This is a genomic window from Rhodococcus ruber NBRC 15591 (genome assembly GCF_001894945.1).
In the GTDB taxonomy this organism is placed as follows: Bacteria; Actinomycetota; Actinomycetes; order Mycobacteriales; family Mycobacteriaceae; genus Rhodococcus; species Rhodococcus ruber.
Genome location: NZ_BCXE01000046.1, coordinates 25,194 through 40,297, shown reverse-complemented (window position 1 = coordinate 40,297; position 15,104 = coordinate 25,194). Strand labels below are relative to the sequence as shown.

Sequence of the window (15,104 nt, the reverse complement as noted above, 5' to 3'; positions counted from 1 at the left end):
ACACACCCACGCACCCAGGGGGTGGGTCAGCGTGCGGTCCAGCCGCCGTCCATCGTGTAGGACGCGCCGGTGACCATGCCGGCGTCGTCCGACGCCAGCCACGCGACGAGGGAGGCCACCTCCTCGGGTTCGACGAGCCGCTTGATCGCGGGTTCGGTGAGCAGCACGTCGGCGAGCACCCGCTCCTCGTCGATGCCGTGCACCCGGGCCTGATCACCGATCTGCTTCTCCACCAGCGGGGTTCGCACATAGCCGGGGTTGACGCAGTTGCTGGTGACGCCGTGCGGGCCGCCCTCGACGGCCGTGACCTTCGACAGTCCCTCGAGGCCGTGCTTGGCGGTGACGTACGCGGACTTGAAGGCCGACGCCCGCAGGCCGTGCACCGACGACACGTTGACGATGCGCCCGAAGCCGCGCTCGTACATGTGCGGCAGGGCCGCCTTCACGAGCAGGAACGGCGCTTCCACCATGAGCGTCTGGATTCGGCGGAAATCGGTGAGCGCGAATTCCTCGATCGGCCGGACGACCTGGATGCCGGCGTTGTTGACGAGGATGTCCACCTCGAGCCGGAGCCCGTCGAGCTGGTCGGTGTCGAGCAGGTCCACCCCCCACGCCCGTCCCCCGATGTCGTGGGCGAGGGTCTTGGCGGCCACCTCGTCGACGTCGGCGACGGTGACGTGCACGCCGCGGGCGGCGAGTTCCCGGGCACAGGCGGCGCCGATGCCGCTCGCTCCGCCGGTGACCAGTGCGGTGCGGGCACTCATGCGGGCACCGCCGTCTTCTCGGCGTCGACGGCCCGCACGTCCGCGGCGTCGACGTCGCGCAGGCTGATCCCCTTGGTCTCCCGGGCGGCGACGACGGCGATGATCGTCACCACCGACGCCACGGCCAGGTAGACCGCGATGGGGACGGCGCTGCCGTAGCGGCTGAGCAGGGCGGTCGCGATGATCGGTGCGAGCGAGCCGGCGACGATGGAGGTCACCTGGTAGCCGAGCGAGACACCCGCGTAGCGCATCCGGGTCGGGAACATCTCGGCCATGATCGCGGGCTGACCGGCGTACATGAACGCGTGGAACACCAGGCCGATGACGATGGCGGACATCACCAGGGCGTTGTGGCCGCTGTCCATCATGGGGAAGGCGAAGAAGCCCCAGGTGCCGGCGGTGACGGCCCCGACCATGTACACCGGGCGGCGGCCGAAGGTGTCGGACAGGCGCCCGACGACGGGGATGATCGCGAAGTGCACGGCGTGCGCGGCGAGCATCCACCACAGGATGGTGGCGGTGTCCGCGCCGACGACCACCTTGAGGTACGTGATCGAGAAGGTGACGACGAGGTAGTACATGACGTTCTCGGCGAAACGCAGGCCCATGGCGGTGAACACACCGCGCGGGTAGCGCTTGACGACCTCGACGACGCTGTACGAGCTGGACTTCAGCTGCTCGGCCTCACGCTGAGCCTCGAGGAAGATCGGTGCGTCGGTGACCTTGGTGCGGATGTAGTAGCCGACCAGGACGATGACCGCCGACAGCCAGAACGCGATGCGCCAGCCCCACGAGAGGAACGCCGCGTCGGACAGCGTCGTGGTCAGGACCAGCAGCACGACGGTGGCGACGAGGTTGCCCATCGGGACGCCGGCCTGCGGCCACGAGGCCCAGAAGCCGCGGGAACGGTCCGGGCTGTGCTCGGCGACGAGCAGCACCGCGCCGCCCCACTCGCCACCCACGGCGAAGCCCTGCACGAAGCGCAGCGTGACGAGCAGCGCGGGCGCCCAGTAGCCGATGGCGCCGAAGGTGGGCAGGCAGCCCATGAGGAAGGTGGCGACGCCGACGAGCACGAGACTGGTCTGCAGCAGCTTCTTGCGGCCGAACTTGTCACCGAAGTGCCCGAACACGACGCCGCCGAGGGGCCGTGCGACGAAACCGACGGCGTATGTGACGAACGCCGCGATGATCGCGTCGAGTTCGTTGCCGTTGTCGGGGAAGAAGACCTTGGAGAACACCAGGGTGGCGGCGGTGCCGTAGAGGAAGAATTCGTACCACTCGACGACGGTGCCGGCCATCGAGGCGCCGACGACCTTGCGCAGACCCGAAGTGGGGGTCTCGTCCGGTGCGCGGCCGCCGGGCCGCGACTGTTCGACACTCATGGATTCGTCCTCCTCGATCCGACTGTGACGGGCAACACTTCTGAAGGCATGTGCCGAGTATCGATGCGCAGATCTGCATGCACAATGACGCGATCCGCAGAGCGGATCTGCAAGAATGCACATATGAGCGCGCCGTCGGCCGATGACCTGCTGGTTCTGCTGGCCGTCGGCCGCACCGGTCGCTTCACGACTGCCGCCGAGGACCTCGGCGTCAACCACACCACCATCGCCCGTCGCATCGCGGCGCTCGAGAAGAGCCTCGGCGGGCGCGTGCTGGCCCGCGCGTCGGGCGGCTGGGAACTCACCGAGCTCGGCCGCTCGGCACTCGCCGCGGCCGAGCGGATCGAGGCCGCCGTGTCCGGACTGGCCGGTCCCGGCGGGGACCGCGGCCTCGAGGGTGTCGTGCGGGTCTCGGCCACCGACGGTTTCAGCGCGTACATCGCGGCGCCGGCCGGCGCGCTGGTGCGGCGACGGCACCCGGGCGTCGCGGTGGAGATCGTCGCGGCCACCCGTCGCGCGTCGCAGCAGCGGTCCGGACTCGACCTCGAGGTGGTGGTGGGACGCCCCCAGGTGCATCGGGCCGAGGCGCACCGGCTGGCCGACTACACCCTCGGCCTGTACGCGGCACGGGCCTACGTCGACGAGCACGGCGCTCCCACGACGGTGCGCGAACTGGGCCGTCACCCGCTGGTGTACTTCATCGACTCGATGCTGCAGGTCGACGACCTGGACCTGGCCCGTCGCATCGCCCCGGACATGCACGAGTCGGTGAGTTCGACCAACGTGTTCGTCCACGTCGAGGCCACCCGCGCCGCGGCCGGGGTCGGGTTGCTGCCGTGCTTCATGGCCGACCGGCACGCCGACCTGGTGCGGATCCTGCCCGCGGAGGTGGAGGCGCGGCTGAACTACTGGATGGTGGCGCGGTCGGAGACGCTGCGCCGGCCGGAGGTCGCCGCCGTCGTCGCCGCGATCCGCGAGACCGTGCACGCCCAGCGTTCCGTCCTGCTCGGCCGCCCCGCCGCGTGACCCGCCACCCGGCCGCCGCACACGTGACCGAATGTGACATCGCAGTCGATAGTCTGACCAGATGTCACATTCGGCCGGGGACGCGCGGGCAGGGGCCGGCCGGTTCGCCCCGAGCCCGTCGGGCGACCTGCATCTCGGGAACCTGCGCACGGCGGTCCTCGCATGGCTGTTCGCCCGGAGCACCGGGCGCCGGTTTCTGCTCCGCGTCGAGGATCTCGACCGGGTCCGGCCGGGCGCGCAGGAACGTCAACTCGCCGACCTCGCCGCACTGGGCCTCGACTGGGACGACGAGGTCGTCCACCAGTCGCGGCGGCTGCCGCTCTACGACGCCGCGATCGCCCGCCTCACCCGCGCGGGTCTGACCTACGAGTGCTTCTGCACCAGACGCGAGATCCAGCACGCGGCGTCCGCGCCGCACGCCCCGCAGGGCGCCTACCCGGGCACGTGCCGCACGCTCACCGAACCCGAGCGGGCAGCGAAACGGGCATCCGGCCGGCCGGGCGCGATCCGCCTGCGGTCCGGCGCCTCGACCTTCACCGTGCACGACGTGGTGCACGGCGACTTCACGGGTGTGGTCGACGACCTGGTGCTGCGCCGCGGCGACGGCATTCCCGCCTACAACCTGGCCGTCGTCGTCGACGACGCGGCCCAGGGCATCGACCAGGTGGTCCGCGGCGACGACCTGCTGACCTCCGCTCCCCGGCAGGCCTACCTCGCGGCGCTGCTCGGGCTTCCCGTGCCCACGTACGCGCACGTGCCGCTGGCGCTCAACGTGCACGGCAAGCGCCTCGCCAAACGCGACGGCGCGGTGACGCTCACCGACCAGGCGGCGCTGGGCCATACCGCAGCCGACGTGCTGGGCCGGATCGCGGTCTCGCTCGACCTGGCGGACAAGGACGAACCCGTCACATCGGGACTGCTGCTCGAGCGATGGGATCCGGCCCGGCTCCCGCGGGAGCCGTGGGTGTACGACGGCGGCTGGTGACACCCTCCGCGCGCCCGGCACCGGTCCGTTTCGTGCCGCTCGTCCGGCTCGCGGAAGTTCCGGTGATCGTGCAATTCGGACGCGTCGGACGTAGTGTGCGCAGTCGACAACGCGATTGGCTCCACCCTCCCCTCGAGAAGGATCCGATGACGACCGGCGGTTACGACCCCAGCAAAGAGCCCTACAACCAGGGCGGCGAACCCGACCCACAGCAGGGCGGCTACCGGCCCCCTCCCGGCAGCTATCCCCCGCCCGGGAACTACCCGCCCCCGCAGGGCAACTACCCGCCTGCCGGCGGTTACCCACCTCCGCAGGGCAACTACCCACCCCCCGGTGGCTATCCGCCACCGCCGGGGAACTACCCGCCGCAGGGCGGCTACCCGCCCCCTCCGGGCAACTACCCCTCGGGCGGTAGCCAGTACGGCGGATTCGGCGCCCCCACGCAGCTCAACGTCGGCGAGGCCATCGGCTACGGCTGGAAGAAATTCAGCCAGAACGCGGGCGTCTGGATCGCCTTCGTCGTCGCGGCGGCGCTGATCCAGTTCGTGATCAACGTGATCTTCGGCGGCTTCGACACGAACGAACTGTCGGCGCTCAGCATCATCGGCGCGATCGTCAGCGTGTTCGTCAGCATCCTGATCCAGGCCGCCTACGTGCGCGGCGCGCTGCACGAAACCGACGGCAACCGCCCGTCGTTCGGGTCCTTCTTCCAGTTCGAGAACATCGGCGCCGTGGTCGTCGCGAGCCTGCTCGTCTCGCTCATGACCGTGGTCGGCTTCATCCTGCTGATCATCCCCGGCTTCATCGTCATCTTCCTGACCTGGTGGACGCTGCAGTTCGTCATCGACCGGAACGAGCAGCCGGTGGACGCGATCAAGTCCAGCTTCCGGGCCATCTCGTCCAATGTGGGACCGCTGCTGCTGCTGGCGCTCGCTCTGGTGGGCATCAACATCCTCGGTGCGATCCCGTGCGGGCTGGGTCTGCTCGTCACCATCCCGCTCACGATCATCGCTTCCACCTACGCCTACCGGGTGACCACCGGACGCGGCGTCGCACCCTGACGGGTACGGCGTTCCACGAAGCGGCACGTCACGAATCACGAGGACCACGATGACCAGCGGGGGCTACGAACCCACTTCCGATCCGCAGGATCCGAACAAGCAGCCGGGCGCACAGCCGTACGGCCCACCGCCCGGGTACGGCCCGCCCCAGGGTTACCCACCGCAGGGGCCGGGCTACGGCACGCCACCGCCCGGCTACGGGCCGCCGCAGGGCCCGCCACCGCAGTACGGCGCTCCCCAGTACGGCGCTCCCCAGTACGGCGCTCCCCAGTACGGTGCTCCCCAGTACGGCGGCCCCCAGTACGGCGGGGCACCGCAGCAGCCCGGGGCGCCGTACGGGTCACCGCCGGCGGGAGGCCCCGCCGGGTACGGCCCGCCTCCCGGCTACGGAGCTCCGGGCTACCCGCCCGGCTTCGGTTCCTCGCGCCCGCAGATCGACATCGGCGCCGCCCTGAGCTACGGGTGGCGCAAGTTCAGTGAGAACGTCGGCGGCTGGCTGAGCCTCGCCGGGGTGATCGTCGTGGCCGCCCTGGTGTTCGGCGCCCTGATGTTCGGGGTCGTGATGGCCTCGACCACGACGGACCGCTACGGCTACAGCACCGGCATGTCGGGCGTCGGGATCGCCGTGATGATCGTGCTGATCGTCGCGTTCGTCATCGGCATGCTCGTCGTCCAGGCGGCCGGGGTGCGCGGGGCCCTGTACGAGCTAGACGGTCACAAGCCGGCGCTCAAGGACTTCTTCCGCGTCGGCAGCCTCGGTCCCATCCTGCTCGTGTCCCTGCTCATCGCGCTGGGAACACTGCTCGGTTCGCTCGTCATCGTCGGTGGCATCGTCGTCGCCTTCCTGACCGTGTGGGCGCTGCACTTCGTCATCGACCAGCGGCAGGACGCGGTCACGGCGATCAAGTCGAGCGCGTCCGCGGCCGCGGCCAACGTCGGGCAGCTGATCCTGCTGTGGCTGGTGCTGTCCGCGATCAACTTCGTCGGCGCGCTGCTGTGCTACGTGGGCCTGCTGGTCACCGTGCCCGTCACCACCATCGCCTACGCGTACGCCTACCGCGTCGCCACGGGTGGGCGCGTAGCCCCCTGACAGCAGGTCGCGGGCCCCGATCCGCCGGGCCGGGGTCCGCGTCCTGTTCGTCCGTTCTTCGCCTTCCGCCCGCCCGAGTGCTTGGATGGCCGGGTGACAGAGCACGTGCAGACCCAGCAATCCGACCACACGCACTTCGCCCGCGTGGTCCGCAGCCACTACCCCGGACTGGTGGCCCTGTTCACGGCGGTGCTCATCATCTCCAACGTCGCCGCCGGCAAGGGCGTGGCGTTCTTCGGCGACGCCGAATGGGCGCTCGGCCCGCTACAGGTCCTGCCGATCATCACCGACGGTGCGTTCTTCCTGTTTCCGCTCGCCTACATCGTCGGCGACGTCCTGAGCGAGGTCTACGGCTTCGCCGCGACCCGACGCGCCGTGTACTACGGTTTCGGCGCGGTGGCGCTGGCCGCGCTGTGCTTCTGGATCGCCCAACAGCTGCCGCCCGCCGACTTCTACGAGAACCAGCCCGCGTTCGAGGCCGTCCTCGGGGTGGTGCCGCGACTGCTGCTGGCCGGTCTCGCCGGTTACCTCGTCGGGCAGCTGCTCAACTCCTACGTGCTGGTGCGCATCAAGGAGATCACCAAGGAGAAGCACCTGTGGGCTCGGCTGATCGGCTCCACCGTCGTCGGCGAGTTCGCCGACACGCTCATCTTCTGCGCGATCGCCGCCGGCGTCATCGGCATCACCACGTGGGCGGACTTCGTCAACTACGTGGTGGTCGGGTTCCTGTGGAAGACGCTCGTCGAGATCGTCGTCATGCCGGTCACCTACGCGGTCATCGCGTACGTGAAGCGGCGGGAGCCGACCTACGCCGAGTGACGGCAGCCGACGCGGACCGCCGGGTCCTCGCTCACCGCCGCGCGTAGAACCGGCTCAGGGTCTCGGCCTTGTGCTCCTCGAAGTTTCCGCCGTCGACGGCGGCGCGGATGTCGTCGACGAGCCGCACCGTGAACCGCTCGTTGTGGATGGTGCACAACGTGGACGCCAGCATCTCCTTGGCCTTGAACAGGTGGTGGATGTACGCGCGCGTGTAGTGGCGGCAGGTGTAGCAGTCGCAGTCCTCGTCGATGGGGGTGAAGTCGCGGCGGAACCGGCTGGTGTTGATGTTGAACCGGCCGTCCGGGTGGTAGATGGCCGCGTTGCGCGCCACCCGGGACGGGTTCACGCAGTCGAACGTGTCGACGCCGTGCTCGATCGCGACGAACATGTCGTCGGGTTCGCTGATGCCGAGCAGGTGCCGCGGCTTGTGCTCGGGCAGTTCCTCGGTGCACCACCGGACGATGGTGCCGAGGTTCTGCTTCTCGAGGGCGCCGCCGATGCCGTAGCCGTCGAAGCCGCGGCCCGACTCGCCGACGACCGATTCGAGACCGCGGCACGCCTGCCGGCGCAGGTCCTCGTACTGCGCACCCTGCACCACCCCGAACAGCGCCTGGTACGGACGGTGGGCGCGTTGCGCCGTGAGCTTCTCGTGCTCGGCGATGCACCGCACCGCCCACGCCTGGGTCCGCTCGACGGACCGCTCCTGGTAGCCGCGGGTGTTCATCAGGGTGGTCAGCTCGTCGAACGCGAAGATGATGTCGGCGCCGAGCTGATGCTGGATGCGCATCGACGCCTCGGGCGTGAACCGGTGCCGGGAGCCGTCGAGGTGGGACTTGAAGGTGACGCCGTCGTCGTCGACGTGCGCGAGCCGCTCCTTGCCTTCGGCGATGACGTCGTCGGACTGCACGCCCACGGCGTCCATCGCCAGGACCTTCTTGAAGCCGACCCCGAGGGACATCACCTGGAATCCGCCGCTGTCGGTGAAGGTGGGCCCGTCCCAGTTCATGAACTTCCCGAGCCCACCGGCCTCGTCGACGATGTCCGATCCGGGCTGCAGATACAGGTGGTAGGCGTTGGCGAGCAGCGCCTGCGCCCCGAGTTCCTTCATCGCCTCGGGCAGGACCGCCTTGACCGTCGCCTTGGTACCCACACCGACGAACGCCGGGGTGTGGATGTCACCGTGCGGGGTGTGGATCGTGCCGGTGCGTCCGAGTCCGTTGTCGAGCCGGGTACCGACGGTGAAGAACGGGTCGGGCGGGGTGGGCACGGCGGAAGCGGTGGTGCTGGGGTCGGTCACGTCGGTATCCAATCACGAGGTCCGGTCACGGCGCCGACGGCCGTCGCACGGCGAGGGCGAGGACGGCGACCCCGCCGAGCGCGAGCACCGCACCCACGGCGGCCGGCGCGGTGTAGCCGAAACCCGCGGCGATCACCGCGCCCCCGATCCAGGCGCCGAACGCGTTCGCGAGGTTGAACGCCGCGTGGTTGAGCGACGCGGCCAGGGTCTGGGCGTCCTCCGCGACGTCCATGAGCCGGATCTGCAGACCCGGCCCGACCGCGGCGCAACCCGCGCCGAGGAGGAACACCATCGCCAGGGCCGTGTACGGGTTGTGCGCGGCCGCGACGAACACGGCCAGCAGCACCGCCAGCGTCGTCATGGTCGTGAAGATGCCCGGCACCAGGGCCCGGTCGGCGACGCGGCCGCCGACCACGTTGCCGAGCACCATGCCGAGCCCGAAGAGCATCAGGGCGACCGGGACCAGCGCCTTCGACACTCCGGCGACGTCGGTCAGGGTGGTGCTGATGTAGGTGTAGACGGCGAACACGCCGCCGAAGCCGATCATCGCGACCGCGAGCGTCATCCACACCTGCCCGCGCCGCAGCGCGCCGAGTTCGGTCCTCACGCTGGTGGTGCGGATCGCCAGGGCGGGCACCCACGCGGCGATCGCGGCGACGGTGACCGTGCCGATCACCGCCACCAGTGCGAACGCGGAGCGCCAGCCCAGCGCCATGCCGAGCCACGACGCGACCGGCACGCCCACGACGTTCGCCACCGACAGGCCCATCATCACCAGCGCCACCGCCCGGGCGCGCTGCCCGCGGCCGGCCAGATGCGCGGCGACGAGGGCGGCGACCCCGAAGTACGCGCCGTGCGGCAGCCCGGCGACGAACCGGGAGGCGACGAGCAGTCCGTAACTCGGCGCGAGCACCGTCGCCGCGTTGCCGACGGTGAAGGCGATCATGAGCGCGATCAGCAGCGCCTTGCGCGGCAACCGGGCAGTGAGCGCCGCGATCAACGGCGCACCGACGACGACACCGGCGGCGTACGCCGACACGACGTGCCCGGCGGTGGGTTCGGATACCCCGAGGCCGGTCGCGATGTCGGGCAGCAGGCCCATCGCGACGAACTCGGTGGTCCCGATGCCGAATCCGCCGAGGGCGAGCGCCCACATCGCCCGGGCCCGCCGCGGCCGGGCGTCCGGTGTCGTGGCGGCCGCGGGGGCGGCCACCGGTGCTGCGGAGGCAGGTGGGCATGCGGATGCCGTCGTCGTCATGAGCGGGAACCTTCGAATAGTGCGGGATGCGCTGGATCGTGTCGGCGTGCGAAACCAGCCGAGTCTCCATTCTCGTGCACACGCCGAGCCGACCTCGAATCGGGAGGACGTGAGTTCGGCCACCCCGGCACGAGCCGCGCCGGCGAGGGAGCGGTCCACGACCTGCCGCGCCCGAGACGACGTCCACAGCTCGCGCCGCGATCCGGCCGCCGCACCCGCAGCGGCGATAACCAGTCCCATTCTGCGGCAGTTGCTTTCGGAGACCACCACGACCGGCACAGGCGACGGGGTTCACCGGTCCGCGCCGGCCGTTCGGATGCACGCGGCCGGAGCGCCCCGCCGGCGATCCGGTACCGGTTCGCCGGGCGCGCACGTGCGAATGCCGACGTCCGGAGAATTCGTGTCGCTCGTCACCTCGTGGACGCGATCGGCACCGGAGCCGAGGACCGTACCCGCACGAATCTTCCTGCGCGACAACGCTACTTCGACCCCACCGAGACTCCCGGAGTGCAGACGCCGGTCTCCGTCAGCAGACCCGGCGCCACCGCGACGGCGCCCGCGTCGTCGCCGTGGTCGTGCTCCGCCCGGCAGCCACGAACGCAGCCACGCTTCGTGGTGGTCGTCCACGACCGGGCGCGGCGACAGATCGTCCGTGTCAACGGATCTGCGCAGGCACCATCGCGAAGAAGCGCGCCGGGTTGTCCGTCCGCAGCCGCATGCCGGCGGCACCGCCGAGCACCAGGGGCCGCGCGTAGGGCCGCTCGGAGCCGAGCAGCACCCGGTCCTCGCCCAGACGCGCGGTCACCGCCGCGACGACCTCCCGCCCGTACGACGACGTCTCCACATAGACCCCGGCCCCGGGGATGCCGCCGGGACCGCCGCGCATCGCCATCCGATCGGCATGCAGCGGGGCCAGGCCGGCGAGCATCGCGAACAGGACCCGCAGCGCCGGGAACCGGCGCGACCCGAACTCGTGCCAGGCGAACCAGGCGGCGTGCATCTGGGTCACGTACGACACCATCGCCGGCCACCACGGTGGAGCGCCGGGCGCGGCGGCCGGACCGGGGTGCACGAACAGCGGCTTGTGTGCCCGCTCGAGTTCCGCCAGCAGCGGCGCGCACCGGTCGAAGCCCGCCGAGTCGGCCAGGGCCGTCGCCGGCAGCTGCAGACCCACGCAGCCGGCCGCGAGGACCTCACGCAGCGTCTCCGGGTCGGGTTCGGCGAGACCGGCTGCGGCCCACACACCGAACCGGTCGGGCAGGCTCAACGCCCCTTCGTGGTACGCGTCGAGCAGCGGCCGGGACTCCTCGGCGGGCAGCTCCTCGATCCCGAGCGGGCTCGACAGCGACACCAGCGCCAGATCGATCCCGTCCCGGACCGCGAGGGCCGTCCGCGCGGCGACCGAATGATCTGCGGGGTCGACCCGGTACGGCGGCTCGCCCGGCAGGTGCAGCACCCAGCCGTCGAGCCGGGGCGGCGCACTGCGCGCCCGGAGGGCGTCGACGAAGGACGCCGGCCACACATGTTGATGCACGTCGACGCGGGGACGTCGCCTCATGCGTCCACGTTCGCCGCCGCGCGCCCCCGTGTCAACCGTCGTTCGCATCCCGGCGACGGACCCGGCCGCCGGACGGCGCGAGGCCCGGCAGCCACCCCCGCGGCCCGGACCCGCCACGCCGTACGTACTGTATGTACGGTGCCGGCCCGGACCTCGCCCGGCACGAACGACCCGCACGCCTCCGCCCGGACCCCGCCGAGGCGCTCGCGGCCCCGGCCGGACGTGCACCCCTTCGACGCGGACACCCCACGGCACTAGCCTGGGACCGAGCGTGTTCGCCGATCGTCGGAAGGAGCACTCCGTGCCTCCCCATTGCGATTCCATGGACGGCCCCGTCGTCAAGGCCGCCGAGGCGGCGCTGGGCGACGACAACGTCGAGCTGATCCTGCCGTTCGTTCCCCTCGAAGCCGAGGACGAGGTGCGCACGGCGTTCGAGCGGGCGACAGCCGCGCGCGCGGAGGGTCCGATCGCCCACGAGGTGGCCGATCTCTACTTCTTCGACACCGTGGTCCGGCTGCACCGCGCGGGCGAGGGTGCCTCGTTCACCGGCGTGAAGCCTGCGGGCGGCGACGTCGGCCCTGTGATCCCGTTGGCCGAGCGCGCGATCGAGACCGGCTCGATCGAGAAGCTCTACGCCTTCCTGTCCGCCGAACTGCACCGGCAGTTGCAAGCGCGCCTGGAACGGATCGTCGCCCTGGCCGACGCCGTGACCACCGCGGAGCGGCGGGAGTACACCGAGGCGATGCTCGGCTTCCAGGTGTACAGCCATCACCTCTACAAGAGCATGCACAGGGATCCGCACGAGGGCGGGCACCCACACGGCTGATCCGGGCGCCGCCCCGACGGCCTCCCGTGACGCCCTCACCTCGACATGTGATGCCGTCACATCGACATGTGTGAGGCCGTCACATCGGCATGTGTGAGGCCGTCACATCGGCATCATGTGATGCATCGGCATTCCTGGCATCAGCATGTGGTGCATGTGCATCATCAGCATGTGCATCATCTGCATCAAGCCCATGTCCATCGTTCCCACCTCCGCGTTCTGCGGTGCTCGTCGGAGGGCGACACCACTTCCACTATGCGCCCGACCGGGCGTGCGCGTCACCACGCCGGCGCCGCAGGCTCCGCCCGGTGGCCTTGACGAGTTCGTCCACCCACAGCACCGAAGATCCGACGCCGACGGCGAGCGCCCATTGCTGCGAGGTGAGCGCGGTGGTGTCGAAGAAGCCCTGCAGGAAGGCCGTCTGGACCACGCAGACCTGCAGGACGACCACCACGACGAGCGCGATCCAGATGCTGTGGTTGGTGAGGGTCTGCAGAGAGAACACCGAGCCGAGCTCCGAACGGACGTTGAGCAGGTTGAACACCTGGAAGAAGACGAACGTGGTGAACGCGAGGGTGGTGGCGAACAGCGGATCGCCGGCGCTCTCGGGGAACCACTGCGGCGCGTAGTGCAGCACTGCGACGGTTCCGGCGGTCATGACGATGCCCAGCCCCAGGATGCGACGGAGCCGGTCGCGGCTGAGCAGACGCTCGTGTGCCGGCCGCGGCGGCCGGGACATGGTGCCCGGCTCGGTGGGGTCGACGCCGAGGGCGAGGGCCGGCGGACCGTCCATGATGATGTTGACCCACAGGATCTGCAGGGCGGTGAACGGTGCGCCCCCGGCCAGTCCGAGCGCCCCGGAGACGAGGAAGATCAGCACGAACCCCCACGCCGTGGTCAGCTGGAACTTCACGAACTTGACGATGTTGGCGTAGATGCCGCGGCCTTCCTCGACCGCGGCGACGATGGTCGCGAAGTTGTCGTCGGTGAGGATCATGTCGGCCGCGCTCTTGGACACGTCGGTGCCGGTGATTCCCATGGCGACGCCGATGTCGGCCTGCTCGAGGGCCGGCGCGTCGTTGACGCCGTCGCCGGTCATGGCGACGACCTCGCCGTTCGCCTGCAGCGCCTTGACGACCCGGATCTTGTGCTCCGGCGCGACGCGAGCCAGCACCCCGAAATCTGCTGCCCGGGAGCGCAACTCGTCGTCGTTCAGGGCATCGAGATCGGCGCCGGTGGCCGCGGCACCACCGATGCCCAGCCGGCCGGCGATCGCCGACGCGGTCACGAGGTGGTCGCCGGTGATCATGTGCACCTCGATGCCGGCGGCATGGGCCACCTCGATGGCCCGCTCGGCCTCCGTCCGCGGCGGATCGACGATGCCGACCACGGCGTAGAGGGTCAGGTCGGACACCGCACGCTGCAGTGCCTCCGCGTCGCCCCGCGGCACCGCGTGCAGGTCCCGGCCGGCGATCATCAGGGTGCGCAACCCCTCGGCGGCGAGCGACTGCACCGCCGAGCGGAGGCGCTCGCGGCGACGGTCGTCGAGCGGGACGGGGCCGTCCCCGTCGAGCATCGCGGTGGCCCGGTCGAGCAGTGCGCCGGGAGCGCCCTTGGCGAAGCACCGGTACCCGCCGTCGGGCAGGGCGTGGAAGGTCGCCATGTACTTGTAGGCGGAGTCGAACGGCACCTCCGCCAGCCGCGGCACCGCGAGCCGCGCCCCCTCGACGTCGATGCCGCCCTTCTCGGCGAGCACCACCAGCGCGCCCTCGGTGGGATCACCGACGAGCACCCCGTCGCGGACGACGGCGTCGTTGCACAGGGCCATCCCGAGCAGCGGCGCGGTCAGGTCCGGGGGCGGCAGCCCGTCGCCGACGAGGATCTTGCCGTCGGTTTCGTATCCGGTTCCGGTGACGCGGAAGCTGCGGCCGCGGGCCAGCAGCCGCTGCACCGTCATCTCGTTGAGGGTGAGGGTGCCGGTCTTGTCGGTGGCGATGTGGGTGGTGCTGCCCAGGGTCTCGACGGCGGCGAGCCGTTTGACGATGGCGCCGCGGGCGGCGAGCCGCGACGCCCCCATCGCGAGGGTGAACGCGACGACCGCGGTCAGCCCCTCGGGGATGGTGGCGACGGCGAGCGAGACGGCGGTGATCAGCAGGTCGGACCACGACTGTCCGCGCAGCAGGCCGAGCACGAACACGACGGCGACGACGGTGAGCGCGACGATGGTGAGGGTCTTGGCGAGCTGGTCGATGCGGCGCTGCAACGGGGTCTTCTCCACCCCCGCGGTACCGAGCAGGGTGGCGATCGCGCCGATCTCGGTCTGCATCCCGGTGGCCGTGACCACCATCGCGCCCCGCCCGCGGGTGATCTCGGTGTTCATGAAGAGCATGTCGGCGCGGTCGCCCAGCGGGGCCTGCTCGTCGTCGACGGGTTCGACGGTCTTGTCGACGGGATGGGACTCACCGGTGAGCGCGGACTCGGCGACCTGCAACCGTGCCGCCGTGACGACCCGGCCGTCGGCGGGCACGGAGTCGCCGGCCTCGAGGAGCACGACGTCGCCGGGCACCAGTTCGGTGCGCGGCAGGTGCTGTTCGCGGCCGTCGCGGCGGACCCGCGCGGTGTCGACGGCCATCTGCCGCAGCGCCTGCAGGCTGTTCTCGGCCCGTCGCTCCTGCACGTAGTTCAGGACCGTGTTGAGGGTGATGACGGCGAGGATGACCACGGGGGTCTCCCATTCGCGTGAGACCACGGCGCTCACCACGGCGGCGGCGACGAGGACGAGGGTCATCCGGTCGGCGAGCAGGGCGAGCACCTTGCGCCAGCCCGGCACGGCTGCCGCCTCGACGAGGGCGTTGGGCCCGTGCTCGAGCCGGCGCTCCTCGACCTCACCGGTGGACAGTCCCACCGCGGGGTCGACGTCGAGGGCCGCCGCGACGGCGTCGGCGTCGCGGGTGTGCCACGTGGTGGCCAGGGTCATCTCGCACGCTCCTCGGTGAGGTCGGGCGGCTCCCACGCTATCGATGTGACGGATGCCGCGC

12 protein-coding genes are annotated in these 15,104 nt (G+C 70.8%); 6 read left to right on the top strand and 6 right to left on the bottom strand.

What is annotated here, in order from left to right; all coding sequences use genetic code 11:
- Window positions 1-26: 26 nt before the first annotated feature.
- Together RR3_RS24265 and RR3_RS24260 are read right to left on the bottom strand one after the other, a co-directional pair.
- The gene (locus RR3_RS24265; RefSeq protein WP_017681592.1) at window positions 27-764 is read right to left on the bottom strand and encodes a 3-hydroxybutyrate dehydrogenase; all 738 of its coding nucleotides are present in this window, start codon (window positions 762-764) and stop codon (window positions 27-29) included.
- Window positions 761-2,146: an MFS transporter gene (locus RR3_RS24260; protein WP_010594878.1), complete on the bottom strand. Its 1,386-nt coding sequence runs from the start codon at window positions 2,144-2,146 to the stop codon at window positions 761-763. Before RR3_RS24260 ends, RR3_RS24265 begins: the two co-directional genes overlap by 4 nt.
- 123 nt (window positions 2,147-2,269) lie before the next feature.
- On the opposite strand from RR3_RS24260, the gene RR3_RS24255 reads away from it, so the two are divergent.
- The 5 genes from RR3_RS24255 (at window position 2,270) to RR3_RS24235 (ending at window position 7,127) form a co-directional block, all read left to right on the top strand.
- Window positions 2,270-3,172 carry a LysR family transcriptional regulator gene (locus tag RR3_RS24255; RefSeq protein WP_010594877.1) on the top strand — a complete coding sequence of 301 codons (903 nt, stop codon included), beginning with the start codon at window positions 2,270-2,272 and terminating at the stop codon, window positions 3,170-3,172.
- A 61-nt stretch (window positions 3,173-3,233) separates the two neighbouring features.
- A complete protein-coding gene (gluQRS, locus tag RR3_RS24250; RefSeq protein ID WP_017681593.1) occupies window positions 3,234-4,157 on the top strand; it encodes a tRNA glutamyl-Q(34) synthetase GluQRS in 924 nt (307 codons plus the stop codon).
- A gap of 146 nt (window positions 4,158-4,303) precedes the next feature.
- Window positions 4,304-5,218, top strand: a complete 915-nt coding sequence (locus RR3_RS24245; RefSeq protein ID WP_072786595.1) for a DUF2189 domain-containing protein — start codon at window positions 4,304-4,306, stop codon at window positions 5,216-5,218.
- 49 nt (window positions 5,219-5,267) lie between these two features.
- A complete protein-coding gene (locus tag RR3_RS24240; RefSeq protein WP_072786593.1) occupies window positions 5,268-6,308 on the top strand; it encodes a V-type ATP synthase subunit I domain-containing protein in 1,041 nt (346 codons plus the stop codon).
- Between the two features lie 93 nt (window positions 6,309-6,401).
- Window positions 6,402-7,127, top strand: coding sequence for a queuosine precursor transporter (locus RR3_RS24235; RefSeq protein ID WP_017681596.1), 726 nt, complete (start codon window positions 6,402-6,404; stop codon window positions 7,125-7,127).
- A gap of 31 nt (window positions 7,128-7,158) precedes the next feature.
- Here the strand turns inward: RR3_RS24235 and tgt are convergent, their stop codons facing one another.
- From tgt to RR3_RS24220, 3 genes are all read right to left on the bottom strand, one after another.
- Window positions 7,159-8,424 carry a tRNA guanosine(34) transglycosylase Tgt gene (tgt, locus tag RR3_RS24230; protein WP_064066490.1) on the bottom strand — a complete coding sequence of 422 codons (1,266 nt, stop codon included), beginning with the start codon at window positions 8,422-8,424 and terminating at the stop codon, window positions 7,159-7,161.
- 25 nt (window positions 8,425-8,449) lie between these two features.
- Window positions 8,450-9,682, bottom strand: coding sequence for an MFS transporter (locus RR3_RS24225; protein ID WP_064066491.1), 1,233 nt, complete (start codon window positions 9,680-9,682; stop codon window positions 8,450-8,452).
- A 655-nt stretch (window positions 9,683-10,337) separates the two neighbouring features.
- On the bottom strand, window positions 10,338-11,240 hold the full coding sequence (locus RR3_RS24220; RefSeq protein WP_072786591.1) for an amidohydrolase family protein: 903 nt from the start codon (window positions 11,238-11,240) through the stop codon (window positions 10,338-10,340).
- Between the two features lie 301 nt (window positions 11,241-11,541).
- Between RR3_RS24220 and RR3_RS24215 the strand changes: the two genes are divergently transcribed.
- Window positions 11,542-12,066 (top strand): DUF6448 family protein, encoded by a 525-nt coding sequence (locus RR3_RS24215; RefSeq protein WP_230831719.1) that lies wholly within the window; start codon window positions 11,542-11,544, stop codon window positions 12,064-12,066.
- A gap of 253 nt (window positions 12,067-12,319) precedes the next feature.
- On the opposite strand, the gene RR3_RS24210 is transcribed toward RR3_RS24215, so the two are convergent.
- Complete coding sequence (locus RR3_RS24210) at window positions 12,320-15,043, bottom strand: cation-translocating P-type ATPase (protein WP_017681601.1); 2,724 nt, start codon at window positions 15,041-15,043, stop codon at window positions 12,320-12,322.
- Window positions 15,044-15,104 lie beyond the last annotated feature (61 nt).